Here is a 26910-nt window from a genome sequence, read left to right as displayed (position 1 = left end):
CCTGTTTTGGGCGCTAACAGGCGCGGGCGGACTGATGCCGGCGTGCAACCGTGCCCGGCCTAGCGTCGCGGTGTCACCTTGAGCCAGACCCCGCCATGCGGGCGCAGCGTCAGGATCATCCGCGGCTCGGGCACCCGGCCCGGCACAGCCTCGAAGCGCAGGCGGGCGAGCAGCGTGGCGAGGATGATGACGGCCTCTTGCAGCGCGAAGCTGGCGCCGATGCAGATGCGCGGACCGGCGCCGAAGGGCAGGAAGGCATAACGGTCGGGTGGGGTCAGGAAACGGTCGGGGCGGAAGGCCTCGGGTTCCTCCCACAGAAGGTGATTGCGGTGCAGCGCATAGATCGGCAGCATCACCGTATCGCGCGGCAGGATCTCGCGCCCGCAAAGCCGGTCGGGCACCTGCGCCGTGCGCGACAGGAAGGCGGCGGGCGGATAGAGCCGCAGCGTCTCCTGCACGATCCGCATGGTATAGGGCAGATGTTCGACATCCGCCGCCCCAGCCGGACGATCGCCCAGCACGGCGCGGGCCTCGGCCGCCGCGCGCTCCTGCACCTCGGGATCGAATGCCATCAGATAGAGCGCCCATGCCAGCGTCAGCGCCGTCGTCTCATGCCCCGCGACGATGAAGGTCAGGAGGTTGTCGCGCAGCTCGGTCCGGCTCATGCTGCGGCCGGTCTCGGGGTCCTGCGCCACGAGAAGCAGGTCCAGAAGGTCCGGCGTTCCCTCGGGCCTGCCCCTTGCGGCACGGGTGGCGATGGCCTGATCGGCGACGCGCTTCATCCGCCCGAGGCTCGCGCCGGCAAAAAGCCGCCCCGGTCGCGGCACCCAGCCTGGCAGACCGAGAACGTCCATGACCGACAGCTTGGCGGTCTGGGCGATATAGGCGCCGATGGCGTCATGGACGGCAGTGCGGTCAAAGGCCTCATCACCGGAGAGGTTGACATCCGAGATCACCTCGAAGGTGGCGGCCACGGTTTCCTCGAACACATCGACCGGGCCGGTGGCGGCCGAGAGGCGGCGCAGCGAGGCGACCGCGGCGGCAGTCATCACCGGGGCGAGGCTTTCCACCGTGCGCTGCGAAAAGGCGGGCGCGGCGGCGCGGCGCTGCCAGCGCCAATGCGCCCCCTCGGCGATGAACAGGCTGTCACCGATGGCGGGCTTCAGGATCAGCTTGGTGACGACGGATTTCGGGTAATCCTCGACCCGATCCTTCAACACACGGCGCAGCGCGCCCGGGTCCATGACCATGTGAAAGCGCACCCCGGTCTTGCCCGAGACCATCGGCTGACGCAGCGCCAGTTCCGGGATCAGTTCCAGAAGGTTGCGCCGGGCGGTGACGGCGCTGGCGATAATGCCCAGAGGCTTGGTTGCCAGCGGCACGCGCGGCGGCAGGGCATCGCTTCGGTGATGGTCGGACGTGTCTGCGAGGGCGCTCATATCCGGGGCCGGCCTGACCGGCGATCAAGGGGCGAAAATCAGGGCGATATAGGCAAGAAACATGACCAGATGCACCGCGCCATGCAACACATTCGTGCGCCGTGCCCCAAAGGTCTGAACCGAAACGATCAGCGTCAGTGCCAGCAGAACCTGCATCTGCGGCCCCAGACCCAGCACCACCTGCTGGCCGGTCACCATGCCGATGACCAGCACCGCCGGGATGGTCAGCCCGATCGTCGAGAGCGCCGCGCCAAGGCAGAGGTTCACTGCGCGCTGCAGCCGGTTCCTCAGCGCCGCGCGCACCGCGCTCATGCCCTCGGCGGCCAGAACGATGATGGCGATCAGCACCCCGCCAAGCGCGGCGGGCAGGCGCAGCACGGCAGAGCTGTGATCGACAAAGGCGCCCATCTTCTTCGACAGAAGCACGATCGGCACCAGCGTAGCGATCAAGAGCAGCATATGCGCCCAGTTCGGATATTGCGCATGGGTGTGACCGCCGCTGACCGGCGGCTCTTCGGCATCGCTGAAGAAGCCTTTGTGACGCACGGTCTGGATGGAGAGAAACACGAGATACAGGGCCAGCGTGATGATCGAGAAGAACACCGCCTGAAAGGTCGTGTAGGTGGGCGTGTCGCTGGAGATGGTATAGGTCGGTAGCACCAGCCCGAAGACCGCGAGCGGCACCAGCACGGTCAGAAAGGCGGCCGCCCCGGCGAGGTTGTAATTCTGTTCGCCAAAGCGCAGCGCGCCCAAGAGCAGCGACAGGCCAACGAGCCCGTTCAGCACGATCATCAGGACGGCGAACATGGTGTCGCGCGCCAGCGTCGGCCCGCCATCGCCCGACAGCATGACCGAGGCGATCAGCGCCACCTCGATCAGCACCACCGAGAGCGTGAGGATCAGCGTGCCGTAGGGTTCGCCCAATCGCTCGGCCAGCGCCTCGGCGTGATGGACCACCGCCGAGGCGCCCCAGATCATCACCCCGAAAAGCCAGAAGAAGCCGATGAGCCCCATCGTGTCATTGGTGGGCTTGGCCAGATCCAGGGGGTTCGCGATGAAGATCGCCAGCGTCAGGATCACCGCCAGAATGGCGCGCTCGCGGAGGAGACTGTGAAATATACGGCCCATGAGGTCGAGAATAACAACGGGCCGGGTCTGCGACAATCGGGGCGGGTCGAAAAACGCGGCGCTGTTGCGTCAAATTCTATTGGCCAAAGGCTTGGCAAAGGGCGGGCGCCGGCCCGTGGGTGGGCGCAGGAACGGATCGTCGGCGCGCTTTTTGGTGACAATTCCCTCGCCTGTCTGAGCGCGGGACCAGCACCACCAAAGCGCCTGCCCGCGGGGACGGGCCGGCGCTCGCCCGGCGGGCTAGCAGCCCGCGCATCGGGCGGGGTTGCCGCTCAGCGGCTGCACAGCCCCGCCCCCCAGCGACCGGCCCAAACAAAAAGGCCCGTCCTTGCGGAACGGGCCTTCGGATGGGCTCTGCCAGGCGGGGATCAGGCCGCGGCTTTCGCCTTTTCCACGATCGCGCCAAAGGCTTCGGGTTCGTGCACGGCCAGATCGGCCAGAACCTTGCGGTCAACCTCGATGCCGGCTTTCGACAAGAGGTTGATGAAGCGCGAATAGGTCATTTCGGCATCGACCGCGCGGACGGCGGCGTTGATGCGCTGGATCCACAGGGCGCGGAAGTTGCGCTTGCGGTTCTTGCGGTCGCGGGTGGCATACTGGTTCGCCTTGTCGACCGCCTGGGTCGCCGTGCGGAAGTTCCGCGAGCGGTTGCCGTAATAGCCCTTGGCAGCGTCAAGGACCTTCTTGTGGCGGGCGTGGGTAACCTTGCCGGATTTAACTCGTGCCATCTGTCAGTCCTCCGATCAGCGGTTATAGGGCATGTATTTCTTGACGATCTTGGCATCCGCGTCCGACAGGACGGTGGTGCCACGCGCGTCACGAATGAACTTGACGGTGCGCTTGATCATGCCGTGGCGCTTGCCGGCCTGAGCCGACTTGACCTTGCCCGAGGCCGTGAACGAGAACCGCTTCTTGGCGGCCGATTTGGTCTTCATCTTCGGCATTTTCGTCTCCTCTAGGGTCAGAGTGAACGCGCGACTCGGCAATGCCATATCGGCCGGCCGCACGGGTAGGAAGCGCGCCCTATAGAGGCGCGCGGGACGGAAGGCAAGCCCTATTGGGCCGGAACTGCGGCGGGTTCCCCACCCTGAAGCCGCTCCCATGCGCCGGCGAAATCACCCAGCTGGAACGGGCCGGGTGCCAGGTGCGCGCCGGTGAACATCACCGCGATGCCCAGACACAGCAGGATCGCCGCAACCCGCGGCGGCTCCATGCGGATCAGCTGGATCACGGCGAGGATGACGGACAGCGCGCAGAGGACGACGCCACCCAGAAGCAGAAGATCGGACATGAGATCAGGCCCAGTTAGGATTGTTCCGCCGTGGGTTATTCCGGATCGGTGCTGTAGATCAAGCGCTCATCACAGGGCGCGATGCGCAGGATGTTGGTGGTGCCGGGCACGTTGAAGGGCACGCCGGCCATGACCACGATCTGCTGCGTTTCATCGGCAAAGCCCGCATCCCGCGCCGCCTGCGCCGATTGCACCACAGCCTCCTTGAAGCGATTGAGGCGCGGGGTCATGACGCAATGCGTGCCCCAGGTCAGGCACAGGCGGCGCAGCACCGTCTCGACCGGGGTCATGGCGAGGATCGGCACACGCGGACGCTCGCGCGCGACCAGGCTGACGGTGGTGCCCGACTGGGTGAAGGCGCAGATGGCGGCGATGTCGGTGGTCTCGGCGATCTCGCGCGCGGCGGTGACGATGCCGTCGGCGACGGAATGGCGCTTGGCGCTGCGCGTGGCCTCGATCATCTCGCGATAGTTCGGATCGCTTTCGACCGAGCGGGCGACGCTGTCCATGGTGGTCACGGCCTCGACCGGGAAATCGCCGGCGGCGCTTTCGGCCGACAGCATCACCGCATCGGTGCCTTCATAGATGGCAGTGGCCACGTCCGAGACCTCGGCGCGGGTCGGGATCGGGTTCTCGATCATCGATTCCAGCATCTGCGTCGCCACGATCACCGGCTTGGCGGCGGCGCGGCAGGCGCGCACCAGGCGTTTCTGGATCGGCGGCACGGCGTGCATCGGCAGTTCGACGCCCAGATCGCCCCGCGCCACCATTACCCCGTCTGAGACCGCGAGGATGCTGTCAAAGGCGCGCACGGCGGCAGGTTTCTCGATCTTCGACAGCACGGCGGCACGGCCACGGGCCAGCTTCTTGGCTTCCTCGACATCCTCGGCGCGCTGCACGAAGGACAGCGCCAGCCAGTCCACGCCCATGGCGCAGGCGAATTCCAGATCGGCCTTGTCCTTTTGCGACAGCGCCGCCAAGGGCAGCACCACGTCGGGAACGTTCACGCCCTTGCGGTCCGAAATCTCGCCGCCAGCAGTGACGATGCAATCGGCGAAATCCTTGCCGTGTTCTTCGACGCGCAACCGGATCTTGCCGTCATTGACCAGGAGTTCCGAGCCCTTCTGCAGCGCCGCGAAAATCTCGGGATGCGGCAGTTGCACCCGGTTCGCGTCACCCTTGGCATCGTTCAGGTCAAAGCGGAAATGCTGGCCATTCGCCAGATCCACCGGGCCCTTCTCGAACTGGCCGACGCGCAGCTTCGGCCCCTGAAGGTCGGCGAGGATGGCGATGGGGCGGCCGGTTTCGGCCTCGATCTTGCGGATTGTGGCGTGACGCGCGCGGTGGTCGTCATGGCTGCCATGGCTCATGTTCAGGCGGAACACGTCGGCCCCAGCCTCGAACAGCTTGCGGATCATTGCCTCGTCGCTGGAGGCCGGGCCAAGGGTGGCCACGATCTTGACCTTGCGGTGCCGTCTCATCTGAATTCGCCTCCGTCATGTTTGCGCTATCTATGCCCCAAGCCGCCCCCTGCGGCAACTGGCACTTAGTCGCGTGGTCGCATAAACCGGGGATTGGGGCAGAGTTGACACAATGAATGATGACGCTTTCACGATAATCGGCGAAAACCGGCCTTCGCGCTGGCTTCTGACCTGCGACCACGCGACGAATCGCGTGCCGGACTGGGTCAATGGCGGCGATCTGGGGATTGCGCCCGAGGATATGGCCCGCCACATCGCCTTTGATGTGGGCGCAGCGGGGCTGACGCTGGCCCTCGCCGAGCGGATCGGGGCGCCGGCGATCCTGTCGGAATTTTCGCGCCTGGTGATCGACCCGAACCGGGGCGAGGATGACCCGACGCTGCTGATGCGGCTTTATGACGGCACCATCATCCCGGCGAACCGCCACGCCGACGCGGCCGAGCGCGAGAAACGACTGGACCGGCTATACCGTCCCTATCACCGCGCCTATGCGGCGCTGGCCGCGCGCCATCCCGCCCGCGCCATCTGCGCCATCCACAGTTTCACCCCGCAACTGCGCGGCCGCTCGCTGCGGCCCTGGGAGGTCGGCATCCTCTATTCCTGGAAGGATGAACGTCTTGCCCTGCCGATGATCGAGGCCTGCCGGGCCGAGGGCTGGGTGACGGGCAACAACCAGCCCTATAACGGCCATCTCGACGGCGATTCCATTGACGAGCACGCGCTGCGCCATAACCGCCCGAACCTGCTGATCGAGCTGCGCAACGACTTGATCGCCGATGCGGCGGGTCAGCAGAAATGGGCCGACCGTCTTGCGCCGGTGATCGAACGGGTGCTGGCCGAGTCGGGCGTCTGAGGCGGGCGGTCAGTCCTCGCCGCCACCCGTATCGCCGTGGATCGCGAAGGCGGCCAGGTCGGCATCCTGCGATTCGATATAGCGGTAGTCCTCGGCCACGCCGGCCTCGGTCAGCCGTCGGGCGACGGTCAGTACGGTATTCGGGGCGTGATCGGCACAGAGATCGGCCATCTGGCGCATCTCCTCGACCGCCACCGGCAACGCGGCTTCGATCGAGGGGGCGCCGTAATGGCTGACGAAATGCGCGGCCAGTGCGGCGGTCAGCGTCTCGTATTCCGAAGGCTCGATCCGGGCCACGGCAACGAAGGTGACGCGGCCAAAGCTTTCCAGTCCCAGCCAACCATTGGCAAAGGCCTGCCGCGCCTTGCCGATCAGATCGGCCTCGGTCCAGTTCGAGAACTCGAACCCGCCCGAGATCGCCCATTCGCCGGTGACGGCGGGGCGGTGAAAGATGCGGCTGTCGCTTTCGTCGAAATGCACGGCACGGGCGAGCAGCATGTCAGTCCTCCAGCAAGGTGGTCAGGGGGGTCAGCACGGTCTGGTCGCCGCGACGATCCAGCCGGCCGAAATCCTCGTCGACGCCGATGAACCCGTCCTCGCCAAGACCCTTGCACAGCCCCTGCCATTCTCGCGCCAAGGCCCCGCGCCCCTGCTGGCTGTCCAGATCACCCAGCCAGAACATGCTGTGTCGCCCCCAGGCGCTGACGATATCCATCGGGGCCAGCGTCACCCCCTCGTCGTAAAGCGCGGTCACGCCGGGGGTGGCCCCGGCCTCCTGCCCTTCCGGCATCATCAGCGGCAGCGACCAGCCGATGACCAGCCAATTCGGCGCCATGGACGGATCGCGCCCCGAGGCTGCCACGCGAAACCCGCCGCAGCGCGCGCCATTGACCCAGAAGGACCCGTCCCAGCCCAGAAGGATCGTGACCTCGCTCGGCCCGATGCTGCCAAGCGCGTTCTGCATCCCCACCATCACCGCCGGCAGGACGGCCATGGCGCGCGACAGGGGAATGTCGGGGGCCAGCACGATGGCGCCTTGCACCGCATCGGGCAGCGGCCGCCACGGCAGAAGCCCGCCATCCACGCCATCCTGCGCCGCCTGCCGTGCCACATCGAATGGATCATCGACGCACAGAAGGCCCGACAGCAGCGGCGGCAGGTCCGGGGTCATGCCTTGCCTGCGGACATCAGGGTGCGCGCGAGATCGCGGAAGGCCTGCGCCTGCGGACTGTCTGCGGCGCTGACAACGACCGGCGCACCGCCATCCCCGGCGGTGCGGATCGACAGGTGCAGCGGGATCTCGGCCAGCAGCGGCACGCCCATCTTGGCGGCCTCGGCCTTGACGCCGCCATCACCGAAGATGTGCTCGCGCGCGCCGCAGGTCGAGCAGACATGCACCGACATGTTCTCGATCAGGCCAAGGATCGGCACGTTCAGCTTTTTGAACATGTCGATGCCCTTCCTCGCATCGATCAGCGCGATGTCCTGCGGGGTCGAAACGATCACCGCCCCGTCCACCCGCGCCTTCTGCGCCAGCGTCATCTGCACATCACCGGTGCCGGGCGGCAGGTCGACGATCAGCACGTCGAGCGCGCCCCATTGCACCTGGAACAGCATCTGCTGCAGCGCGCCCATCAGCATCGGCCCGCGCCAGACCACCGCCTCGTCCTCGTTGGTCAGCAGGCCAAGGCTCATCAGCGTGACGCCATGGTTGCGCAGCGGCAGGATGGTCTTGCCATCGGGACTGGCGGGCCGGCCCGAGACGCCCAGCATCCGCGGCTGCGACGGGCCATAGACATCGGCATCCAGAAGCCCGACCTTGCGGCCCTCGGCCGCCAGGGCGGTGGCGAGATTTGCCGCGACCGTGGACTTGCCGACGCCGCCCTTACCCGAGGCAACCGCGATCAGGTGTTTTACCCCCGGGATCGGCTCGGGTCCCTGCCGTGCCGCCTTGGGGCGCGGCTTCAGGTCGGGCGGGGCCTTGTCGCTATGCGCGGTCAGGACGATGGACACCTTTTCCACGCCCGGCAAGGCGCGCAAGCGATCCTCGGCCTCGGCCTGCACCGCCTGCATCTGCGGCGCGGTGCGGGGATCGATCTCGATGACGAAGCGGACGGCGCCGCCCTCGATTGCCAGCGCCCGGACCAGACCGGCCGCCACGATGTCCTGCCCGGAAAGCGGGTCGGTCACGGTCTTCAGGGCCGCCAGAACGGCCTCGCGGGTCAGGCTCACGCAGAGGGCCCCGCGATCTCGCCGGTCACCACATGCTCGAGGTCCAGCCCGTCGATGGTCAGCACCATCCGCACCTTGTAGGGGCCGGGCTTGCCGCTGGACCTCACGGCCTCTTCGATCGCCTGCTGCGAGGTCACACCGACCTGCTTCAGATATTTGCGCATCGACATGTTGAAGGGGTCATCCATGGCGGGCCTCCTATTGCTTTCCATTGGGTTTCTTCTGGTAATCCTCGGTGGTCCGGGGCTGACGCGGGCCGCCGAAGGCCATCGGGTCATCGCGGTTGAACTGCGCCTGAACACGGCAGTCCTCGCACATCTGGATCAGCCGGGTCTGGGCACTGCCGGCGAACATCGGGTGCCGGCCCTCCAGTTTTTCGACCACCCGGCGCACGGTCGAGGCCACGCCGAAGGGCTTGCCGCATTCGATGCAGGCAAAGGGCTCCTCCTCGTGCAGGATGACCGAGGAGAGGGCCGCATCCGAGGGGTCGAAGCGCGACTCAAGCCGGATGGCATCCTCGGGGCAGAGATTGGCGCAGAGGCCGCATTGCAGGCAGGCATCCTCCTGAAAGCGCAGTTGCGGCTTGTCGGGATTGTCCATCAGCGCACCGGACGGGCACAGCGAGACGCAGGAGAGGCAGAGCGTGCAGGCCGCGTTATCGACCAGCACCGCACCATAGGGCGCGCCCTTCGGCAGGGCGACCGGCTCGGTCACGCCAAGCGCCTTGGCCGCAAGACGGGCGACCTGACGGCGCGAACCCATGGGCAGGGCGACCGGAACGGGCGCATCTGCGAGATGACCGTAAAGGGCGTCGGACAGCGCGTCGGGCTCGGCCGGCTCGATCAGGTCCAGCCGACCCTCGGCACCCATCAGACGCGCCAGCTCGATCTGCCCGTCCAGGACCTCGCGTTCGGTCCGGGGGCCGGGCAGGATCGTGACCTGACCAAAGCCCGATACCAGCGCCGCCAGCATCTCGGCATGACCGAAGGAGGGCAGCGCCTCGACCATCAGCGGGATTACATCGGCGGGCAGGCCGCGACCGAAACGGGCGGCAAGGCGGATCATCTCGGCCCCGTGGGCGTCATGGACCAGCAGGCGCGGTGCCGTGCCGCCGGCGCGGCTGTAGGTATCGGCCAGCACCCGGATGCGGCGCAGCAGGTGATCGCGCGGCGGGTCCTCGAAGCTGATCGCGCCCGAGGGGCAGAGCGAGGCGCAGCCGCCGCAGCCGGCGCAGATCAGCGGATCGACCGCCACCGTCTCGCCCGCAGGCGTCAGCGCGCCGGTCGGGCAGATGTCGAGGCAGCGGTTGCAGGCCGGCTGACCGGCGCGGGAATGGGCGCAGAGGCCCGGCTCCAGCCGGATATGCAGGGGTTTCTCGAAGGTGCCGATGTGCCGCGCTGCCTTCACCACGGCCTCGGCCACCGCCACGGGGCTGCCCGGATCGGCGCGCAGATAGCCGTCGCGCTTCCCCGGCGCGGGGAACAATGGCGTGCCGCCCGAGAGGTCGAGGATGACATCGCAGTCCGATTGCGCCCCGTCACGCGGCGCGGTGAAGCCCGGCGCGCCGCGACCACCCGGCTGCAGCAATTGCAGCGCGTCGAGCTGCAGATGGAACCGCCCCAGCGTGCCGCTGGCGCGGGTCAGTCGCCCGGCGATGATGCGCAGATCGCCCTCGACCGGCGGCTCGTCCAGTTCGGGCCGGGGCAGCAGCACCGTCACCGCCATCTCGCCCGCCAACTCGCGCGCAGCGGGCAGGGCAATATCTGCCGCGCCAATCACCAGACAGGTGCCGGCCGAGACCACGTCGCGGGTTGGCGTCTCGGGCTGCGGCAACATCGCCTCGGCCAGCAGCGCGGCCTGCTTGGGCGTGGCGCCAGCATCCGCCGTCCAGCCGGCGCGGTCGCGGATATCGACGCAAAGCGGCGGCGCGACCCCCAGCCCCTCGGCGATGGCGGCGAACCGCCGCGCCTCCTGCCCGCAGGCGATCAGAACATCACCCTCGGCCATGGCCGTGGCGGGAGCGTCAGCTTGACGCAGACAGAGGTCGGTATACGGGCGCGAAACCGGCTGCCCGAGGGCCTCTTGCAGGCGCTCGGGGTCAAGATTCTGGCTGTGAAGACAGTCGCAGACGAGAATTCTGGTCATTGGGTCGCGATGCTCATGGCCGCATTACTTAGGCAGGAAGCGCACGGCACAACAAGACCGAATGGATCAATTGATCGGCACGAGCGGCCCAAAAACGTTGCAATTCGGGGCGGTATCTGAAAACCTTCCTACAAGAGAGACCGTAAGCAGGATTTCTCGCCAAGGGAGAAAAAAGCCGAATATGGCTGTCATACGCGACCATATGCCGGTGGGAATCGTTGTCCGCCGCAGCCCCGGAGTGACCCGTTGGGCGAAATGGGCGTGGAAGATCGTCGCGGTCATTCCCGGTGCCGGTCCGGCCGAGTGGCGGGAACTGAGGCGCGAGGGCGAGGTGGTTGAATATCACGCTGCCACCCTGACGCTGGAGATTTGGTCCACCGATACCGAAGCCTATCTGACGACGCTGGCCGGCCATCGCCCCGGCGTAACGGTGGTGATGCAGCCCGACACGCGCCACGACGCGCCGATGCCGTGGCGCGCGAGCCATATCACCGTCTCGGCCTACGAGGCACAGGATTACGGCGATGCGGGCGAGGCGATGCTGGAAATCGTGCCCATGCCCGAGGCGATGATCGGCTGGCTGCAGGCCTTCGTCGAGACCCACCACGTCGAGGAAACCTTCGTCAAGCGCCGCCGTGACCGGCTGCGTGTCGATCTTACCGAGGACGGAAAGGGCGATGCCCGCATCCGGCAGATGGCCGATGTCTATCGCGCGCCCAGGGGCGGCACCGCACCATGAGCGATTTCTGGACACGTCGACGGACACAGGTGCTGGCCGAGGATCGGCAGATCGAGACGCAGGCGCAGATGGCTGTCGAGGCGGCGGAAGAGGCCGCGCGGGCAGAGGCGCAGGCGGCGCTGAGTGAACCGGAACTGCTGGCGGAACTGGGTCTGCCCGACCCGGACGGGCTGAAGGCCGGGGATGATTTCGCCGCCTTCCTGCGCCGCGAGGTGCCCGAGGTCCTGCGCCGCCGGGCACTGCGGCAGTTGTGGAAGTCGAACCCGGTTCTGGCCAATCTCGACGGCCTTCTGGACCACGGCGAGGATTTTTCCGATGCGGCGACGGTCAAGCCGGCGATGCAAACCGTCTACCGCGTCGGTCGCGGCATGGTCGAACGCGCGCTCGACGGCGTTGACGCGCTGATCGCCGGGGCCGAGACCGGCGAGCCGGCATCGCTGCCCGACCCGGTGCGGCGACCGACCTCGGCACGGGTCAGCGTGCTGCCGCCCTCGACCCCGATCGAGGTTGTGGCCGAAGCCGTGCCGGTCGCCGATGCTACCGAGCCCCGCCCCGCCCCGCGCCACATGCAGTTCCAGTTCGCGGAGGCCCCGGCATGACCTCGCACAACACCGCCGCAACCATCGACCCCGACGAGAAGATGCGGGCGGATTTCTATGACTTCCTCGCAGGCTTCCTTGCCCGTCCGCCCTCGGCCGAGCGGCTGGCTGCGGCTGCAGCCCTTCAGGGCGATGAGAGCCCGATGGGCCGGGCGATCGACGCCTTGGCGCGGGTCGCCGCGCACAGCACGCCGCGCGCCGCCGAACGCGAGTTCAACGCGCTTTTCATCGGCCTTGGCCGGGGCGAGCTGCTGCCCTTTGCCAGCGTCTACCTGACCGGCTTCCTGAACGAGAAGCCGCTGGCGCTGTTGCGCCGGGACATGGCGGTTCTGGGCATTCACCGCGCCGATGACGTGTTCGAGCCCGAGGACAATATCGCCAGCCTGATGGAGATGATGGCCGGGCTGATCGAAGGCCGCTTCGGTGCGCCTGCCGGCTTGCAGAGCCAGCGCGATTTCTTCAGCCGCCACATCGCCCCCTGGGCCGGGCCGTTTTTCAGCGACCTGGAGGCGGCGAAGGGATCGGTGCTTTACGCGCCCATCGGCCAGATCGGCCGCCTGTTCATCGAGATCGAGAAAGAGGCCTTCCGCCTCGGCGGATAGGATCAACGGAAAGGAGCCAGCCATGAGCCAGCCAAAACCCTCCACCCGCCGCGCCTTTCTGAAACTGGCCGGCACCGCCGCGCCGGCTGCCGTTGCCGTGGCCGCCATCGCGCCCGGCGAGGCCGAGGCTGCGCCCGAGGTCAAACGCTCGGATCGCGGTGATGCCTGCATGCAGGACACCGCGCATACCCGGACCTATTACCAGCTCGCCCGCTTCTGACCGCCCATCCCAGCCCTGCCGGATGCCCCGGCACAGCCAAGGACAAGACCCATGCTGAAACGCAAGACCAATGGCGCCCCGCGCCGCAGCGATGCCCCCGCCTTCGTCACCGCCCTTGGCGAGACACCCCTGGACCGGCGGAGCTTCCTGAAACGCTCGGGTCTTGCGGTGGGCGGGATCGCGGCGCTTGGCGGCATGGCCGGGACGGTGCGACCGGCCACGGCGCAGGAAGCGGCGGCGGCCGGGGGCGAGATACAGACGATCAAGTCGGTCTGCACCCATTGCTCGGTCGGCTGCACGGTTCTGGCCGAGGTGCAGGACGGGGTCTGGATCGGGCAGGAACCGGCCTTTGACAGCCCCTTCAATCTGGGCGCGCATTGCGCCAAGGGCGCCTCGGTCCGCGAGCACGCGCATGGCGAGCGGCGGCTGAAATACCCGATGAAGCTGGTCGGCGGGGAATGGCAGCGGATCAGCTGGGAGGACGCCATCAACGAGGTCGGCGACCAGATGCTGTCGATCCGCGAGACCAACGGGCCGGACAGCGTCTATTGGCTGGGCAGCGCCAAGCACAGCAACGAACAGGCCTATCTGTTCCGCAAGTTCGCCGCCTATTGGGGCACGAACAATGTCGACCACCAGGCGCGGATCTGTCATTCCACCACGGTCGCGGGTGTTGCCAACACCTGGGGCTATGGCGCGATGACCAACAGCTATAACGACATCCACAAGTCGAAATCGATCCTGATCATCGGTGGCAACCCGGCCGAGGCGCATCCGGTCAGCCTGCAGCATGTGCTGAAGGGCAAGGAAGAAAACAACGCGCCGCTGATCGTCTGCGACCCGCGCTTTACCCGCACCGCCGCTCATGCCGACGAATATGTCCGCATCCGCCCCGGCTCGGACGTGGCGCTGGTCTGGGGCATCCTCTGGCATGTCTTCGAGAATGGCTGGGAGGATGCCGAGTTCATCCGAACCCGTGTCTGGGGCATGGACCAGGTGCGCGACGAGGTTGCCCGCTGGCACCCGGCGGAATGCGAACGCGTGACCGGCGTTCCCGGCGAGCAGGTCCAGCGCGTCGCCCGGCTGATGGCCGAGAACCGGCCGGGCACGCTGATCTGGTGCATGGGCGGCACCCAGCACACCACCGGCAACAACAACACCCGCGCCTATTGCATCCTGCAGCTGGCGCTGGGGAACATGGGCATCTCGGGCGGCGGCACCAATATCTTCCGCGGTCATGACAATGTTCAGGGCGCGACCGATGTGGGCGTGCTGTCCCATGACACGCCCGGCTATTACGGGCTGACCGACGGGGCCTGGGCGCATTGGTGCCGGGTCTGGGGCGAGGATCTGGCCTGGCTGAAATCGCGTTTTGCCGTGGTCAAGGATGCCGAGGGCAAGGACAAGCCCCTGATGAACGAGAACGGCATCCCGGTCAGCCGCTGGATCGACGGTGTCCTGGAAGACCCCGCGAACATGGGCCAGCCCGATGACGTGAAGGCCATGGTTTTCTGGGGCCATGCCCCGAACAGCCAGACCCGCATGACCGAGATGAAGACGGCGATGGAGAAGCTGGAGCTGCTGGTCGTGGTCGACCCGCATCCGACCATTTCCGCCGTGCTGTCGGACCGGACCGATGGCGTCTATCTGCTGCCGGCCTCGACCCAGTTCGAGACCCGCGGCTCGGTCACTGCCTCGAACCGCTCGCTGCAATGGCGCGAGCAGGTCATGGCGCCGATGTTCGAGAGCAAGCCCGACCACACGATCATGAAGCTCTTCGCCGACAAGTTCGGCTTCACCGACCGGCTGTTGCGCAATATCGCGGTCGAAGGCGACGAGCCGGTGGTCGAGGACATCACCCGCGAATTCAACCGTGGCATGTGGACCATCGGCTATACCGGCCAGTCGCCCGAGCGGATGCGGCTTCACATGCAGAACCAGCATACCTTCGACCGCACCACCCTGCGCGCCTCGGGCGGGCCTTGCGATGGCGAGTTCTACGGCATGCCCTGGCCGTGCTGGGGCACGCCCGAGATGAAGCATCCGGGCACGGCGAACCTTTACGACATGTCGATCCCGGTCAGCCAGGGCGGGCTTACTTTCCGCGCCCGCTTCGGCGTCGAGCGCGATGGCGAGAACCTGCTGGCCGAGGGGGTCTATTCCAAGGATTCCGAGATCCAGGACGGCTATCCCGAATTCACCTACGAGATGCTGGTGCAACTGGGCTGGCACACCGACCTGACCGAATACGAGCGCTACATGATCGGCAAGGTTGCTGGCATCGAATCGATGCAGGGCAATTGGGAAGAGGTGGGCGAGGCCGAAGGCATGTCGGTGCCCTCGGATTACGACGCCCGGGCCAGTGCGATCAACTGGAAGACCGACCTGTCGGGCGGCATCCAGCGGGTGGCGATCCTGCATGAATGCGCCCCCTTCGGCAATGCCAAGGCGCGCTGCAATGTCTGGACCTTCCCCGACCCGATCCCGCTGCATCGCGAGCCGCTCTATACCAGCCGGCGCGACCTGGTGGCCGATTACCCGACCTATTCGGACCGCTTCTTCTATCGCCTGCCGACGCTCTATGCCTCGATCCAGAGCAAGGATTTCTCGACCGATTTCCCGATCATCCTGACCTCGGGCCGGTTGGTGGAATACGAGGGCGGCGGCGACGAGACGCGCTCGAACCCCTGGCTGGCGGAATTGCAGCAAGAGATGTTCGTCGAGATCAACCCCAAGGACGCGGGTGATCGCGGCATCCATGACGGCCAGCAGGTCTGGGTCGAAGGCCCCGAGGGCGGCAAGGTCCGGGTGAAGGCGATGGTGACAGAACGGGTGGGCGCGGGCGTGGCCTTCATGCCCTTCCACTTCGGCGGCTTCTACGAAGGCGCCGACCTCCGATCGAAATACCCCGAGGGCGCCGACCCGATCGTTCTGGGGGAATCCACCAATACCGCGCAGACCTATGGCTATGACTCGGTGACCCAGATGCAGGAAACCAAGGCCACGCTCTGCAAGATCACGGCCGCGTAGGGAGAAAACGGAAATGGCACGAGCGAAATTTCTGTGTGACGCCGAACGCTGCATCGAATGCAATGCCTGCGTGACGGCCTGCAAGAACGAACACGAGATTCCCTGGGGCATCAACCGCCGCCGGGTGGTGACGGTGAATGACGGCAAGCCGGGCGAACGGTCGATCTCGGTCGCCTGCATGCATTGCTCGGACGCGCCCTGCATGGCGGTCTGCCCGGTCGATTGCTTCTACCAGACACCCGACGGGATCGTGCTGCACAGCAAGGATCTGTGCATCGGCTGCGGCTATTGCTTCTACGCCTGCCCCTTCGGCGCGCCGCAATACCCGAAGGCCACGAATTTCGGCAGCCGCGGCAAGATGGACAAATGCACATTCTGCGCCGGCGGGCCCGAGCCCGACAATTCCGAGGCCGAGTTCCAGAAATACGGTCGCAACCGCATTGCCGAGGGCAAGCTGCCGATCTGCGCCGAGATGTGCTCGACCAAGGCACTGTTGGCAGGTGACGCCGACCAGGTCAGCGACATCTACCGCGAGCGGGTGATCGCCCGGGGCTTCGGCACCGGCGCCTGGGGCTGGCAGCAGGCTTATGGCGACAACGATCTGGCGGCACTGCCGACCTCGCCCCGCACCGACAGCCCGGCGCGCAACACCGGCTCGCCGGTGCGCAACCCGGCAGGCGTCGGCTCGATGTCGAAGATCGACCCGGCCAGCCTGCCGCCGCGCGTGCTGGAACAGCCCAGCAAGGGCGAATAGGGAGGGGCGATCATGAGACCTCCCGCGCTTCTTCGCCGCATCGCCGCAGCTGCCGGGCTTGCCGTCCTGCTGGTCCTGCCCGCCGCCGCGCAGCAGGTTCAGGTCAACGAGGGTGACTTCGGCCGCGACGTGCAGGACCCGACGCTGATGGAACCGATCGAGCCACCCTCGTCGACCGTCCGCCTGGATCCCCCGCGCGAGATCATCCCGGCCCCGGCGCCCCTGCCCCGCGACGAATGGCAGGTCACGCGGATGGCCGGTCCTTCGGCTGATACCGGGTCGTCCTCGGTGCGGGTCGACGATCCGGCCGATGCCGGGATGGTCGCCGACAGCTTTGCCGATGTCATGTCGCGCGAACTTCCCGCGCAGGAATCGGGCCTGCAACTGCTGGGCCAGCTGATGCGCGGCGATGCGCAATCGACGCCGCCGGTTACACAGGCGGCCGATCCCGCGCTCGCGCCCTCGGCCGCCAATCCCGAGGCGACGGTCGGTGCCCTGTCCATCGGCGGGGCCCATAACGACGCCGAGATCTGGTCCGCCATCCGCGAGGGTCGTGCCGCCATCGACACCCAGGTTCGCGGCCCGGCAACGGCGACGCTGATCCAGGATGCCGGGATGCCCTGGCTGACCTTCCGCCATGGCGCGATGCTGCAATGGGGCGGGTGGCTGCTGCTCGGGACGCTGGCGGCGCTGGCACTGTTCTTCCTGATCCGTGGCCGCATCCGCATCGAGGGCCACGCGACCGGCCGGCTGATCGAGCGCTTCGCCTTCATCGAACGCTTCGGCCACTGGCTGACGGCGGGCAGCTTCATCCTGCTGGCAATCACCGGCCTTCTGGTCTTGTTCGGGCGGGTGGCGCTGATCCCGCTTTTCGGGCACCAGATCTATTCGCCCATCGCCACCGTCAGCAAATGGGTCCACAACAACGTGTCCTGGGCCTTCATGCTGGGTCTGGTGATGATCTTCGTCATGTGGGTGGCGCAGAACATCCCGAACATGACCGACCTGCGCTGGCTGGCGAAGGGCGGCGGGCTTTTCAGCAAGGGCACCCATGTCCATGCGTGGAAGTTCAATGCTGGGCAGAAGATGGTCTTCTGGTCGGTGATCATCCTGGGGGCATCGATCTCGGTCTCGGGACTGTCGCTGATGTTCCCCTTCGACTTCCACCTGTTCAGCCACACCTTCGGCTTCATCAACGGCATGCTCGGCACCAGCCTGCCCGAGACCATGGCGCCGCAGCACGAGATGCAGCTGGCCCAGACCTGGCACGCCATCGTCGCCTTCCTCTATATCGCGATCATTTTCTGCCACATCTACATCGGCACGATCGGGATGCAGGGCGCGTTCGACGCGATGGGTTCGGGCGATGTCGAGGTGCAGTGGGCGCGCGAACACCACGACCTCTGGTACGAGGAAGTCACCGGCCGCAGCGCGCATGAACATATCCCGCCCCCGCAGGGGCAGGCCACGACGCGGCACAGCTAGGAGGACGCGACATGAAGGCGATGTACACGGCCTTTCTGGCCATCGCGGTGATCGGGGTGATGGCCGCCGTGGGGCTGAACAGCGTCGGCCACAGCACCGCCGAGGCCTGGCAGGCCGGCGGCGGCGCGGTGCGGCTGCAGGGCGAGCCGGTCAACCGGTAACGCCCCCTTCTCTCCGACAACGAAAAACCCCCGCGACCATGGGCCGCGGGGGTTTTCTGAACCTTTCCGGTCCGCGCGTCTTACGGCGCCTTGTCGAGGGCCCTTAAAGGGCGCCTTCGCGCTGAGCTTTTTTACGAGCCAGCTTGCGGGCGCGGCGGACGGCCTCGGCCTTTTCACGGGCTTTCTTGACCGACGGCTTCTCGAAATGTTGCCGAAGCTTCATTTCACGGAAAACACCCTCGCGCTGAAGCTTTTTCTTCAGAGCACGAAGCGCCTGTTCGACGTTATTGTCGCGAACGTTGACCTGCATGTGGTTGTCACCACCTTCCTAGGTTAGAGTTGCAATGATTGCAGGAAGCGTCCCCTTACCAGCGGGAATCGCTTTTGTCCAGCCGGGGTTGAGGACGAGATGACAGACGAACGCGACAGGCTGCTGAACGCAGCATTGGCCCATGTGCCCTTTGACGGCATGAACGACAAGGCGCTGACGGCGGCTGCCGAGGAACTGGGCATCAGCCGCGACATGCTGCGGGTGCATTTCCCCGAGGGCGGCGCCAGCCTTGCCGCCGCCTATCACCGGCGCGGCGATGCCGAGTTGCGCGACTGGATGGAGAAGACCCCGCCCGAGGGCCGCTATGCCGAACGGGTGGCGCAGGCGATCTGGCACCGGCTGGAATTGGTGCAGCCCGAACTGGTGCGGGCGGGCGCGACTGTTCTGTCCCTGCCCCAGCACGCCGCACTTGGCGCCCGGCTGGTCTGGGAAACCGCCGACACGATCTGGAACGGCCTTGGCGATACTTCGCGCGACGTGAACTGGTACACGAAGCGCGCGACGCTGTCGGCGGTCTGGGGCTCGACCGTGCTTTATTGGCTGGGCGACGAGTCGGAGGGCAAGGCCGAGACCCGCGCCTTCATCGACCGCCGCATCGAGAACGTCATGGGCTTCGAGAAGTTCAAGGCGCAGGCGCGCAAGGTGCCGGGACTCGCGGCCCTGACCGATCTGGCCACCGGCTGGATGCGCGCGCCCGGCCCCCGCGATCTGCCCGGAAAGACAAAGGAACACTGATGATCCCCGACGACATGACCGCCATCGAAATCACCGCCCCCGGCGAGGCCGATGTGTTGCAACCCCGCCGCCGCGCCGTGCCGGTGCCGGGTCACGACCAGATCCTCATCAAGGTCGAATGGGCCGGGGTGAACCGCCCCGATGTGCTGCAGCGCAAGGGCAGCTATCGCCCGCCCGCCGGCGCCTCGGACCTGCCGGGGCTGGAAGCCTCGGGCGAGGTCGTGGGACTGGGCGCGGGCGTCACCCGCTGGAAGAAGGGCGACAAGGTCACGGCGCTGCTGCCGGGCGGCGGCTATGCCGAATATGTCACCTGCAATGCCGATCACGCGCTGGCCATCCCCAAGGGCCTGTCGATGCGCGAGGCCGCCTGCCTGCCCGAGACCGCCTATACCGTCTGGTCGACCATGGTCATGCGCGGCGGCTTGCAGGCGGGCGAGCGCTTCCTGATCCATGGCGGCACCTCGGGCATCGGGGTCATGGCGATCCAGATCGCCGTCGCGCTTGGCGCGCGGGTCTTTGCCACCGCCGGATCGGCAGAAAAATGCGCCGAGATCGAAAAGCTGGGCGCGACCGCCATCAACTACCGCGAGGCGGATTTCGTGACCACGCTGGAGGCCGAGGGCGGGGCGAACCTGATCATCGACATGGTGGGCGGCAGCTATATCCCGCGCAACATCAAGGCGCTGGCCGATGACGGGCGGCTGGTGCAGATCGCCTTCCTCGAGAGCCCCAAGGTCGAACTGAACTTTGCCCCGATCATGACCCGCCGGCTGACCGTGACCGGCGCGACCCTGCGCCCGCAGAGCGACATCGCCAAGGCCCGGATTGCCGACCAGCTGCGCGACCATGTCTGGCCGCTGGTCGAAAGCGGCAAGGTCAAGGTGATGATCGACAGCGAGTTCCCCTATGAGCAGGCGGCCGAGGCGCATAAGCGCATGGAAAGCAGCCAGCATATCGGCAAGATCGTGATGAAGGTGGCGGGGGACTGACCCCCCGTTTTCCAACTGCGACCGGCGCCGCCATTCGGAAGCGCCGGTCAAAATTTTGCACGATGCGCAAATGCGACATGGCCCCGTCGCAAGCCTGTGGGACAGGGCGGCAAAGGCTCGATAAACCCGCGTCATGCCCGACCGCGCCAATTCCACACTGGTTCAGCCCGTCCTGCACCGCCCCGCCCCCGGCTTCCGCGATTTCGCCTTGCTGGGGGGCCTCGAATCCTGCGTGCGCGGCACGCTGGTGGCGATCTGGCCGCTCGAGATGTACAGCCAATTGGGCAGCAAGGAAGCGGTCAGCTGGGCCTATTTCCTCGTCGGCATCGCCTCGCTGATCTGGGGACTCGCGGTGCCCACATTGGGCCGGATCATGCCGCGGCGCTGGATGTATACGCTGGCGGCAGGCTTCTATCTTCTGGCGATGGGGCTGGCGATTGCGGGCGGGGCGTGGCTGACGCCGCTGGCGCTGCTGGCGATGGGGTTCGGCGTCGTCACCAACCAGATCTGCATCAATGCCTACCTGATGGACTATATCTCGCGCGTCGATCTGGGCCGGTCCGAGACGCTGCGGCTGTTCTATTCCGCCCTGCCCTGGGCCATCGGTCCTGCGGTGACGGTGGTGCTGTGGCAATATTGGCGACCCGCGCCCTTCGTCATCGCGGGCTTCGCCACGCTGTTGATGCTGACTCAGTTCTGGCGGCTTCGGATGGGCAATGGCAAAGCCATCGCCCGCGCCCGCAGGCCGCATACCAACCCGCTGGCCTATCTGGGCCGCTTCCTGCAACAGCCGCGGCTGGTGGCAGGGTGGCTGTTCGCGGTGGTCCGCTCGTCGGGTTGGTGGGTGTTTGTCGTCTACCTGCCGATCTTCTGCGTCGAGGCGGGGTTGGGCGACCGCATCGGCGGGCTGGCCTTTGCGCTCTCGTCCCTGATGCTGTTCCTCGCGCCGCAGATGCTGACATGGCAGCGGCGGGTGACGCTGCGCCGGGCGGTGACGATCTCCTTCGCCTCGGCCTCGCTGTGTTTTGCGCTGGCGGCGCTTGGCGCCTGGTGGCCCTTGGCGGCGGTGGCGGGGATCCTGGCCGCCTCGTTCTTCCTCGTCAGCCTCGACGCCTATGGCTCGCTGCCCTTCCTGACCGCCGTGCGCCCGGCCGAGCGGACCGAGATGAGCGCCGTCTATACCTCGTTCCGGGACGTGTCGGGCATCGTGACGCCGGGCATCGCCTTCCTCATCCTGACCCTGACCGAGTCGATCCCGCTGGTGTTTCTTGCAACCGCGCTTGGCATGGCCTCGATGGCCGCGCTGGCCGGCCGGATGCACCCGCGCAGCGGCATGGCGCGGATGCGCAGCGCGGCCTGAAGCTACAGCCCCGGCGCTACCCCGCCCAAGGGCCATGCTGGTCCTTCGACCCGTCATCCAGCCGCTCGAACCCATGGCGACCGAAGAAATCGCGCTGGCCCTGCAGCATGTTCGCCGTGCCGCGCGCCGTGCGCATGGCGTCGAAATAGGCCAGAGCCGCCGAATGTGCCGGAACCGCGATCCCGTGCAGCGCCGCCAGCGCCACGACGCGGCGCAGCGCGCCCTCGGTGCGTTTCAGGTGATCGGCGAAGGTGGACGCGGCCATCAGCGGCGCATCGGGCGCGGCCTCCAGTGCCGAGGCCATGTCATCCAGCATGGCCGAGCGGATGATGCAGCCCGCGCGCCAGACCCGGGCGATGGCCGCGCCGTTCAGCGACCAGCCGAACTGCTTGCTGGCGGCGGCGATCATGCCGAAACCCTGGTCATAGCAAAGGATCTTGCCGCAGATCAGCGCCTGTTCCAGCACCGCCATCTCCGGCGCATCCGTGGTGATCGGCTGCGGGGCCGCGCCAAAGATCGCCTGCATCTCGGCGCGGCGGGCGCGCAGGGCCGAGATGTTGCGCGCGGTCACGGCGGCGTCGATCACCGGAATCGGCGCGCCCAGATGCTGCGCCTCGATCGCGGTCCAGCGGCCGGTGCCCTTCTGCCCCGCCGCATCGACGATCACGTCGAGAACCGGGCCGCCGGTCGCGGCGTCGCTGGCAGCGGCAACCTCGGCGGTGATCTCGACCAGATAGGATTGCAGCGGGCCCTCGTTCCAGCCCCGGAACACCTCAGCCACGGCAGCGGAATCCATGCCCAGCCCGTCGCGCATGATGCCATAGACTTCGGCGATCAGCTGCATATCGGCATATTCGATGCCGTTATGCACAGTTTTCACGAAATGGCCGGCGCCGTCCTCGCCCATCCAGTCGGCACAGGGCTGATCCTTGTAGCGCGCGGCGATGGCGGTCAGGATCGGCGCGGCGCGATCCCAGTTCGCGCGCGGCCCGCCGCCCATGATCGAGGGGCCGTGACGCGCCCCCTCCTCGCCGCCGGAAACGCCGATGCCGAGGAAACGGCCCGGCAGTTCGGCCATGCGGCGGTTGGTGTCGTTGAAATTGGCGTTGCCCGCATCGATGATCAGGTCATCGGGACCAAGCAACGGCAGCAGTGCGGCGATCTGGTCATCGACCACCTTGCCCGCCGGCACCATCAACAGGATCATCCGCGGGGTCTTCAGCGCCTCGACCAGCGCCTGAAGTGACTCGGTCGGGGTGATCCGATCGGCCAGCGGACCGGCTTCGGCGGCAAACTCGCGGGTGGTGCTGGTGGTGCGGTTGAAGACGGCAATGTCAAAGCCCTTCTCGGCGATGTTCAGCGCCAGCGCGCTGCCCATCGTGCCAAGGCCGATCAGCCCGATATCGCAATTACCCATCGCCATAGTCCTTTCCTAGCGAACCTTTTCCATCAAAACGGATTTCCGGCTGCAATCGCGCCGCGCATCCGGAGCGCAGGCGCGCGGCTCGAGATCGCGGGTCAGGCAGATGCGGACCTCCTGCAGATCCTCGCCCTGACAGGTGACGGTGATGCCGTCGCGGGTCAGATCGGGATTGGTCTCGATGAAGGCTTCCTCGATGACAGCGGGCGGCACCCGGACATCGCGGGTCAGGTCATCGAAGACCGCCGGGATCTCGATCAGTTCCGCCGCATCGCGAATCGCCTGATAATAGCCGCGCGCCGACAGGCCCGAGCAACGGCCATGCTTCTGCCACTGATACCAGGCGAGCCCGCCCGAGCCCATCACATCCTCCATCGCCTGACTTTCCCGGCGCGCGGGATCGCGTTCCCGGGTGCGGCAATCCTGCGGCCAGCCGCTTTCATATTGCGGCCAGAGACCGTGGACGACGAAATCGATCCCCTGCCCCGGTTCGCACTGCTCGGCATCGCGGGAATCACCTGTGGCGCTGCACCAGCCTGAGGACCAGCTGAGCGACAACACGTAGTAATCGAACTCGCCCGCAACCGGCTCGCGCGCCAGTGCCGCCCCGCCGGTCAGAATCGCGCTCGCCAGGATCGCGCCACCCAGAATCGCGCCGTTCAGAATTCGCCGCATACTGCCCCTGCCACCCATTTGTTACCGGCACCATGGCAAAGCCCGGCGGCGAAGGCCAGCACCCGCTGGCGATCGTGCGCAGAATCCACTTTTCTCTGCCGCCCCGATTGCCTATATAGTCCGGCAATTCCCCCCGAAAATGGAATGGCACCCGCCAAAAAGCCGTTTTCCCGGCCAGTCCAGCCATGTTCGGGGGCATGAGATGCAAAGGAGAACGCGATGAACAAGCCGCTGATGGCCAGGGCCACTGCCGTTTGGCTGGTCGACAACACGACGCTGACCTTCAAGCAGATCGGCGATTTCTGCGGGATGCACGAGCTTGAGGTTCAGGGCATCGCCGATGGCGACGTGGCTGCGGGTGTCAAGGGCTTCGACCCGGTCGCCTCGAGCCAGCTTGACCCCGAAGAGATCAAGAAGGGCGAAGCCAGCCCGACCTATCGGCTGAAGCTGAAGCACAACCCTGCCGCCGATGGCGAGGAAAAGCGACGCGGCCCGCGCTATACCCCGCTGTCGAAGCGTCAGGACCGTCCGGCCGCGATCCTGTGGCTGGTCAAGTTCCACCCGGAACTGGCCGATGCCCAGATCGCCAAGCTCGTGGGCACCACCAAGCCGACGATCCAGGCGATCCGCGAGCGGACCCATTGGAACATCGCCAATATCCAGCCGATCGACCCGGTGGCCCTCGGCCTCGCCAAGCAGACCGAGTTGGACAGCGCCGTGCAGAAGGCCGCGAAGAAGAAGGCCGCCGAGGGTGGCGTGATGTCGGATGACGAGCGCCGCAAGCTGGTCTCGACCGAAACCTCGCTGGCCATGGGCGAGGAACCGCGCCTGCCGACCGCGATTGCGGGCCTCGAGAACTTCACCCTCACCAAGGACGAGGACGAGGAACCCCAGCGCGAGCTGGACGCCGACAGCTTCTTCAACCTGCCCGATTCCGACGAGGATGACGACGAGGACGATAACGGCCGCCGCTGATGGAAAAGCGCGTCCTGCCCGAGCGCCCGGACTGGCGCGCCGAAGCCGAAGACCTGGGGTTCACCTTTGCCGACATGCATGGTGAGCCCTATTGGGACGAATCCTCGGCCTATGAGTTCACGCTGAGCGAGATCGAAGACCGGATCGAGGATCCCGCAACCGAGCTTCACGCGCTGGCGCGCGAGGCGGTGGACCGGGTTCTCGGCGATGAAAGCTTGATGGAGCGCATGGGCATTCCCCGCGCCCATTGGGATCTCGTCGCCGACAGTTGGCGTGCGGGCGAGCCCGAACTTTATGGCCGGATGGACCTGGCCTATGACGGGCAGGGTCCGGCGGTGCTGCTGGAATACAACGCCGACACGCCGACCTCGCTTTACGAAAGCGCCTCCTTCCAGTGGCTGTGGCTGGAACAGCAGATCGCGGCGGGCGTGCTGCAGCAGGGCGATGACCAGTTCAACGGCATCCACGAGGCGCTGGTCGAGCGCTGGCGCGAGATGGCCGCGCCCGATACCGACATCCATTTCGCCGCGATGAAGGACCTGCCCGAGGATTACGCCACCGTCGAGGCCATGGCCTGGGCCGCGCGCGAGGCGGGTCTGGGGGCGCATTACACTGATCTCGAATCCATCGGCCTGACCACCGAGGGCCAGTTCGCCGATGGCGAGGACCGGGTGATCGGCACGCTGTTCAAGCTTTATCCGTGGGAAGACCTGCTGCGCGACGAATTCTCGGCGCATCTGCGGACCTCGGGCCTGCGGATGATCGAGCCGGCCTGGAAGGCACTCGTCTCGAACAAGGCGATCCTGCCGGTGATGTGGCAGATTGCACCTGACCATCCGAACCTGCTGCCGGCTTTCTTCCTCGATGACGTGGCCGATGCGCTGGCCGGTCGCGGCGCAGCCAAGGCACCGGGCTTCGACGCTGTCGCCGCTCGAGTGTCGCAGGGCCATGTCATCAAGCCGATCTTCTCGCGCGAGGGCGCCTCGGTCCGCATCGTCGAAGACGGCCGCGAAACCGAGGCCGCCCCCGACCGCAGCTATGACGACCAGCCGATGATCGTGCAGGAGTATCGCGCGCTGCCGATCTTCGATGGCTTCCGCCCCATCATCGGCGCCTGGATCGTCGGCAGGAGCTGCGTCGGCATGGGCGTCCGCGAGGACCGCGCCCGCATCACGCAGGACCTGTCCCGCTTCAAGCCGCATTTTATCCGGGGGTGAGGGCGGGCAACATGTCGCTTCACCGTGTTGTCGGGTGACATTCCGCCGCCCACACCCCTATATGATCTAAAAGCAGGAGGGTTCATCATGCGCAAACGCTCAGCCCATGTCTCGCTGGCCATTCTTGGCGCCGCGGCCTTTGGCCTTGCCGGCTGCAAGTCGCAGGAGACCGATGCCAGCGCCTTCCCGGACGAGGCGTCCTGTGTCGCCGCCGCCGATCAGGGCAGCCTGTTCTTCACCGCCGAGGACTGCAAGACCGCCTTTGCCGAGGCGCAGCAGAACCATCTGGAGACCGCGCCGCGCTATGACAGTCTCGCGGTCTGCGAGGAACAGCACGGCGTCGGCAATTGCGGCGGCGATCCGGCGGCGCAGCAATCGGGCGGGGGCATGGGTTCGATCTTCATGCCGCTGATGATGGGCTATCTTCTGGGCTCGGCCCTGGGAGGCAGCCGCGGGGTGATGAGCCAGCCCCTGTCGCGCACCGCCAATGGCGGCTTTGCCACGCCATCGGGCGATACCCGTCTGGCCACCAATAACGGCACCGGCAAGATGCAGGCCGGCGCCTTTACCAAAGCCCCCACCACCATGGGCCAGCCGCCGATGAGCCGCGCCCAGGTCGCGCAGCGCGGCGGGTTCGGGCAGACGGCCACCAGCCGCTCCGGCGGCGCGCGCGTGGGCGGCTGAGGCAAGCACGCCACCCACAACGAAAAAGCCCGCCGCGATCCCTCGCGGCGGGCTTTTCCTTGTCCGGGGCGATCCGTCAGCCGCGGCCGCGCACCATGCGGCCGGCCCAGATCAGGATGCAGGCACCGATGACCGCCACGATCACCTGACCGATGGCCCCGCCGGCGGTCGCGTCGAACAGCGCGCGGAAGAGCCAGTTGCCCAAGAGCGCACCGATGATGCCCAAGATGATGTTGGTCAGCAGCCCGTGATTGCCGCCCATGATTTTTTCTGCGATCCAGCCGGCGATGGCGCCGAGAATGATCGAGAGAATCCAGCCGAAACCTTCCATTGGTCGTCCTTCCAGAAATGTTGCCCGAGGCCAC

General features: G+C 66.7%; 29 protein-coding genes and 1 pseudogene. 15 read left to right on the top strand and 15 right to left on the bottom strand.

Features of this window, described 5'->3' with window-relative positions; genetic code table 11:
• Positions 1 to 59 precede the first annotated feature (59 nt).
• The 6 genes from Q1A36_RS06120 to pyk all read right to left on the bottom strand — a co-directional run bounded on the left by Q1A36_RS06120 (position 60) and on the right by pyk (position 5339).
• A complete protein-coding gene (locus Q1A36_RS06120) occupies positions 60 to 1439 on the bottom strand; it encodes a cytochrome P450 (protein WP_299841053.1) in 1380 nt (459 codons plus the stop codon).
• Positions 1440 to 1463: 24 nt separating this feature from the next.
• A complete protein-coding gene (locus Q1A36_RS06115; RefSeq protein ID WP_299841051.1) occupies positions 1464 to 2567 on the bottom strand; it encodes a calcium:proton antiporter in 1104 nt (367 codons plus the stop codon).
• Positions 2568 to 2935: 368 nt separating this feature from the next.
• Entirely contained in the window at positions 2936 to 3295 is a 360-nt protein-coding gene (gene rplT / locus Q1A36_RS06110) for a 50S ribosomal protein L20 (protein WP_101753611.1), read from the bottom strand.
• Between the two features lie 15 nt (positions 3296 to 3310).
• Positions 3311 to 3511: a 50S ribosomal protein L35 gene (rpmI, locus tag Q1A36_RS06105; RefSeq protein WP_101753610.1), complete on the bottom strand. Its 201-nt coding sequence runs from the start codon at positions 3509 to 3511 to the stop codon at positions 3311 to 3313.
• 110 nt (positions 3512 to 3621) lie between these two features.
• Positions 3622 to 3858 (bottom strand): hypothetical protein, encoded by a 237-nt coding sequence (locus tag Q1A36_RS06100; protein WP_299841047.1) that lies wholly within the window; start codon positions 3856 to 3858, stop codon positions 3622 to 3624.
• 35 nt (positions 3859 to 3893) lie between these two features.
• Complete coding sequence (gene pyk, locus Q1A36_RS06095) at positions 3894 to 5339, bottom strand: pyruvate kinase (protein ID WP_299841045.1); 1446 nt, start codon at positions 5337 to 5339, stop codon at positions 3894 to 3896.
• 112 nt (positions 5340 to 5451) lie between these two features.
• On the opposite strand from pyk, the gene Q1A36_RS06090 reads away from it, so the two are divergent.
• Complete coding sequence (locus Q1A36_RS06090; protein WP_299841043.1) at positions 5452 to 6192, top strand: N-formylglutamate amidohydrolase; 741 nt, start codon at positions 5452 to 5454, stop codon at positions 6190 to 6192.
• Between the two features lie 9 nt (positions 6193 to 6201).
• Here Q1A36_RS06090 and Q1A36_RS06085 read toward each other — a convergent pair whose 3' ends face one another.
• Genes Q1A36_RS06085 through Q1A36_RS06065 form a run of 5 tightly spaced genes read right to left on the bottom strand, consistent with a single transcriptional unit; the run spans position 6202 to position 10569 of the window.
• Complete coding sequence (locus tag Q1A36_RS06085) at positions 6202 to 6690, bottom strand: DUF6505 family protein (RefSeq protein WP_299841041.1); 489 nt, start codon at positions 6688 to 6690, stop codon at positions 6202 to 6204.
• Position 6691: 1 nt separating this feature from the next.
• Positions 6692 to 7363, bottom strand: a complete 672-nt coding sequence (locus Q1A36_RS06080) for a biotin/lipoate--protein ligase family protein (RefSeq protein ID WP_299841039.1) — start codon at positions 7361 to 7363, stop codon at positions 6692 to 6694.
• The gene (locus Q1A36_RS06075; RefSeq protein ID WP_299841038.1) at positions 7360 to 8424 is read right to left on the bottom strand and encodes an Mrp/NBP35 family ATP-binding protein; all 1065 of its coding nucleotides are present in this window, start codon (positions 8422 to 8424) and stop codon (positions 7360 to 7362) included. The genes Q1A36_RS06080 and Q1A36_RS06075 overlap by 4 nt, the downstream gene beginning before the upstream one ends.
• A complete protein-coding gene (locus Q1A36_RS06070) occupies positions 8421 to 8612 on the bottom strand; it encodes a DUF6494 family protein (protein ID WP_299841036.1) in 192 nt (63 codons plus the stop codon). Before Q1A36_RS06070 ends, Q1A36_RS06075 begins: the two co-directional genes overlap by 4 nt.
• Positions 8613 to 8622: 10 nt before the next feature.
• Positions 8623 to 10569 (bottom strand): 4Fe-4S binding protein, encoded by a 1947-nt coding sequence (locus Q1A36_RS06065; protein WP_299841034.1) that lies wholly within the window; start codon positions 10567 to 10569, stop codon positions 8623 to 8625.
• 181 nt (positions 10570 to 10750) lie between these two features.
• On the opposite strand from Q1A36_RS06065, the gene Q1A36_RS06060 reads away from it, so the two are divergent.
• From Q1A36_RS06060 to Q1A36_RS06025, 8 genes and pseudogenes are all read left to right on the top strand, one after another.
• A complete protein-coding gene (locus Q1A36_RS06060) occupies positions 10751 to 11308 on the top strand; it encodes a DUF3305 domain-containing protein (protein ID WP_299841032.1) in 558 nt (185 codons plus the stop codon).
• A complete protein-coding gene (locus Q1A36_RS06055) occupies positions 11305 to 11907 on the top strand; it encodes a DUF3306 domain-containing protein (RefSeq protein WP_299841030.1) in 603 nt (200 codons plus the stop codon). The genes Q1A36_RS06060 and Q1A36_RS06055 overlap by 4 nt, the downstream gene beginning before the upstream one ends.
• Entirely contained in the window at positions 11904 to 12509 is a 606-nt protein-coding gene (locus Q1A36_RS06050) for a molecular chaperone TorD family protein (protein ID WP_299841028.1), read from the top strand. Before Q1A36_RS06055 ends, Q1A36_RS06050 begins: the two co-directional genes overlap by 4 nt.
• A 22-nt stretch (positions 12510 to 12531) precedes the next feature.
• Positions 12532 to 12729: a twin-arginine translocation signal domain-containing protein gene (locus Q1A36_RS06045; protein ID WP_101753599.1), complete on the top strand. Its 198-nt coding sequence runs from the start codon at positions 12532 to 12534 to the stop codon at positions 12727 to 12729.
• A gap of 51 nt (positions 12730 to 12780) precedes the next feature.
• Complete coding sequence (locus tag Q1A36_RS06040; protein ID WP_299841023.1) at positions 12781 to 15759, top strand: formate dehydrogenase subunit alpha; 2979 nt, start codon at positions 12781 to 12783, stop codon at positions 15757 to 15759.
• A 13-nt stretch (positions 15760 to 15772) separates the two neighbouring features.
• Positions 15773 to 16336 (top strand): annotated as a pseudogene (gene fdh3B / locus Q1A36_RS06035) (formate dehydrogenase FDH3 subunit beta); the annotation flags it as partial.
• A 189-nt stretch (positions 16337 to 16525) separates the two neighbouring features.
• On the top strand, positions 16526 to 17998 hold the full coding sequence (locus tag Q1A36_RS06030; RefSeq protein ID WP_299841021.1) for a formate dehydrogenase subunit gamma: 1473 nt from the start codon (positions 16526 to 16528) through the stop codon (positions 17996 to 17998).
• Positions 17999 to 18009: 11 nt separating this feature from the next.
• Positions 18010 to 18159 carry a hypothetical protein gene (locus Q1A36_RS06025; RefSeq protein WP_299841020.1) on the top strand — a complete coding sequence of 50 codons (150 nt, stop codon included), beginning with the start codon at positions 18010 to 18012 and terminating at the stop codon, positions 18157 to 18159.
• A gap of 103 nt (positions 18160 to 18262) precedes the next feature.
• Here Q1A36_RS06025 and rpsU read toward each other — a convergent pair whose 3' ends face one another.
• Positions 18263 to 18469, bottom strand: coding sequence for a 30S ribosomal protein S21 (rpsU, locus tag Q1A36_RS06020; RefSeq protein ID WP_022705914.1), 207 nt, complete (start codon positions 18467 to 18469; stop codon positions 18263 to 18265).
• Between the two features lie 99 nt (positions 18470 to 18568).
• Between rpsU and Q1A36_RS06015 the strand changes: the two genes are divergently transcribed.
• From Q1A36_RS06015 to Q1A36_RS06005, 3 genes are all read left to right on the top strand, one after another.
• On the top strand, positions 18569 to 19225 hold the full coding sequence (locus Q1A36_RS06015; protein WP_299841010.1) for a COQ9 family protein: 657 nt from the start codon (positions 18569 to 18571) through the stop codon (positions 19223 to 19225).
• Positions 19225 to 20214: an NAD(P)H-quinone oxidoreductase gene (locus Q1A36_RS06010; RefSeq protein ID WP_299841007.1), complete on the top strand. Its 990-nt coding sequence runs from the start codon at positions 19225 to 19227 to the stop codon at positions 20212 to 20214. The genes Q1A36_RS06015 and Q1A36_RS06010 overlap by 1 nt, the downstream gene beginning before the upstream one ends.
• A 133-nt stretch (positions 20215 to 20347) precedes the next feature.
• Entirely contained in the window at positions 20348 to 21574 is a 1227-nt protein-coding gene (locus Q1A36_RS06005; protein ID WP_299841005.1) for an MFS transporter, read from the top strand.
• Between the two features lie 16 nt (positions 21575 to 21590).
• On the opposite strand, the gene gndA is transcribed toward Q1A36_RS06005, so the two are convergent.
• Both gndA and Q1A36_RS05995 read right to left on the bottom strand, forming a co-directional pair.
• Entirely contained in the window at positions 21591 to 22991 is a 1401-nt protein-coding gene (gene gndA / locus Q1A36_RS06000; protein ID WP_299841003.1) for an NADP-dependent phosphogluconate dehydrogenase, read from the bottom strand.
• A gap of 15 nt (positions 22992 to 23006) precedes the next feature.
• Positions 23007 to 23669 (bottom strand): ribonuclease T2, encoded by a 663-nt coding sequence (locus Q1A36_RS05995; RefSeq protein WP_299841001.1) that lies wholly within the window; start codon positions 23667 to 23669, stop codon positions 23007 to 23009.
• A 219-nt stretch (positions 23670 to 23888) separates the two neighbouring features.
• On the opposite strand from Q1A36_RS05995, the gene Q1A36_RS05990 reads away from it, so the two are divergent.
• The 3 genes from Q1A36_RS05990 to Q1A36_RS05980 all read left to right on the top strand — a co-directional run bounded on the left by Q1A36_RS05990 (position 23889) and on the right by Q1A36_RS05980 (position 26545).
• The gene (locus Q1A36_RS05990) at positions 23889 to 24644 is read left to right on the top strand and encodes a cell cycle transcriptional regulator TrcR (RefSeq protein ID WP_299840999.1); all 756 of its coding nucleotides are present in this window, start codon (positions 23889 to 23891) and stop codon (positions 24642 to 24644) included.
• On the top strand, positions 24644 to 25861 hold the full coding sequence (locus Q1A36_RS05985) for a glutathionylspermidine synthase family protein (protein WP_299840997.1): 1218 nt from the start codon (positions 24644 to 24646) through the stop codon (positions 25859 to 25861). The genes Q1A36_RS05990 and Q1A36_RS05985 overlap by 1 nt, the downstream gene beginning before the upstream one ends.
• Before the next feature lie 87 nt (positions 25862 to 25948).
• The gene (locus Q1A36_RS05980; RefSeq protein WP_299840995.1) at positions 25949 to 26545 is read left to right on the top strand and encodes a DUF1190 domain-containing protein; all 597 of its coding nucleotides are present in this window, start codon (positions 25949 to 25951) and stop codon (positions 26543 to 26545) included.
• A 76-nt stretch (positions 26546 to 26621) separates the two neighbouring features.
• On the opposite strand, the gene Q1A36_RS05975 is transcribed toward Q1A36_RS05980, so the two are convergent.
• Positions 26622 to 26876, bottom strand: a complete 255-nt coding sequence (locus Q1A36_RS05975) for a GlsB/YeaQ/YmgE family stress response membrane protein (protein WP_299840991.1) — start codon at positions 26874 to 26876, stop codon at positions 26622 to 26624.
• Between the last annotated feature and the right edge of the window lie 34 nt (positions 26877 to 26910).

This window comes from uncultured Paracoccus sp., assembly GCF_947487305.1.
Taxonomy (GTDB): domain Bacteria; phylum Pseudomonadota; class Alphaproteobacteria; order Rhodobacterales; family Rhodobacteraceae; genus Paracoccus.
The sequence above is the reverse complement of the archived record's forward strand: the minus strand, read 5'-3'. Positions and strand labels throughout refer to the sequence as shown.

Coding starts and splice junctions, on each gene's coding strand:
- Q1A36_RS06120 (WP_299841053.1), bottom strand. CDS start 1,439: ATGAGCGCCCTCGCAGACACGTCCGACCATCACCGAAGCGATGCCCTG.
- Q1A36_RS06115 (WP_299841051.1), bottom strand. CDS start 2,567: ATGGGCCGTATATTTCACAGTCTCCTCCGCGAGCGCGCCATTCTGGCG.
- rplT (WP_101753611.1), bottom strand. CDS start 3,295: ATGGCACGAGTTAAATCCGGCAAGGTTACCCACGCCCGCCACAAGAAG.
- rpmI (WP_101753610.1), bottom strand. CDS start 3,511: ATGCCGAAGATGAAGACCAAATCGGCCGCCAAGAAGCGGTTCTCGTTC.
- Q1A36_RS06100 (WP_299841047.1), bottom strand. CDS start 3,858: ATGTCCGATCTTCTGCTTCTGGGTGGCGTCGTCCTCTGCGCGCTGTCC.
- pyk (WP_299841045.1), bottom strand. CDS start 5,339: ATGAGACGGCACCGCAAGGTCAAGATCGTGGCCACCCTTGGCCCGGCC.
- Q1A36_RS06090 (WP_299841043.1), top strand. CDS start 5,452: ATGAATGATGACGCTTTCACGATAATCGGCGAAAACCGGCCTTCGCGC.
- Q1A36_RS06085 (WP_299841041.1), bottom strand. CDS start 6,690: ATGCTGCTCGCCCGTGCCGTGCATTTCGACGAAAGCGACAGCCGCATC.
- Q1A36_RS06080 (WP_299841039.1), bottom strand. CDS start 7,363: ATGACCCCGGACCTGCCGCCGCTGCTGTCGGGCCTTCTGTGCGTCGAT.
- Q1A36_RS06070 (WP_299841036.1), bottom strand. CDS start 8,612: ATGGATGACCCCTTCAACATGTCGATGCGCAAATATCTGAAGCAGGTC.
- Q1A36_RS06065 (WP_299841034.1), bottom strand. CDS start 10,569: ATGACCAGAATTCTCGTCTGCGACTGTCTTCACAGCCAGAATCTTGAC.
- Q1A36_RS06060 (WP_299841032.1), top strand. CDS start 10,751: ATGGCTGTCATACGCGACCATATGCCGGTGGGAATCGTTGTCCGCCGC.
- Q1A36_RS06055 (WP_299841030.1), top strand. CDS start 11,305: ATGAGCGATTTCTGGACACGTCGACGGACACAGGTGCTGGCCGAGGAT.
- Q1A36_RS06050 (WP_299841028.1), top strand. CDS start 11,904: ATGACCTCGCACAACACCGCCGCAACCATCGACCCCGACGAGAAGATG.
- Q1A36_RS06045 (WP_101753599.1), top strand. CDS start 12,532: ATGAGCCAGCCAAAACCCTCCACCCGCCGCGCCTTTCTGAAACTGGCC.
- Q1A36_RS06040 (WP_299841023.1), top strand. CDS start 12,781: ATGCTGAAACGCAAGACCAATGGCGCCCCGCGCCGCAGCGATGCCCCC.
- Q1A36_RS06030 (WP_299841021.1), top strand. CDS start 16,526: ATGAGACCTCCCGCGCTTCTTCGCCGCATCGCCGCAGCTGCCGGGCTT.
- Q1A36_RS06025 (WP_299841020.1), top strand. CDS start 18,010: ATGAAGGCGATGTACACGGCCTTTCTGGCCATCGCGGTGATCGGGGTG.
- rpsU (WP_022705914.1), bottom strand. CDS start 18,469: ATGCAGGTCAACGTTCGCGACAATAACGTCGAACAGGCGCTTCGTGCT.
- Q1A36_RS06015 (WP_299841010.1), top strand. CDS start 18,569: ATGACAGACGAACGCGACAGGCTGCTGAACGCAGCATTGGCCCATGTG.
- Q1A36_RS06010 (WP_299841007.1), top strand. CDS start 19,225: ATGATCCCCGACGACATGACCGCCATCGAAATCACCGCCCCCGGCGAG.
- Q1A36_RS06005 (WP_299841005.1), top strand. CDS start 20,348: ATGCCCGACCGCGCCAATTCCACACTGGTTCAGCCCGTCCTGCACCGC.
- gndA (WP_299841003.1), bottom strand. CDS start 22,991: ATGGGTAATTGCGATATCGGGCTGATCGGCCTTGGCACGATGGGCAGC.
- Q1A36_RS05995 (WP_299841001.1), bottom strand. CDS start 23,669: ATGCGGCGAATTCTGAACGGCGCGATTCTGGGTGGCGCGATCCTGGCG.
- Q1A36_RS05990 (WP_299840999.1), top strand. CDS start 23,889: ATGAACAAGCCGCTGATGGCCAGGGCCACTGCCGTTTGGCTGGTCGAC.
- Q1A36_RS05985 (WP_299840997.1), top strand. CDS start 24,644: ATGGAAAAGCGCGTCCTGCCCGAGCGCCCGGACTGGCGCGCCGAAGCC.
- Q1A36_RS05980 (WP_299840995.1), top strand. CDS start 25,949: ATGCGCAAACGCTCAGCCCATGTCTCGCTGGCCATTCTTGGCGCCGCG.
- Q1A36_RS05975 (WP_299840991.1), bottom strand. CDS start 26,876: ATGGAAGGTTTCGGCTGGATTCTCTCGATCATTCTCGGCGCCATCGCC.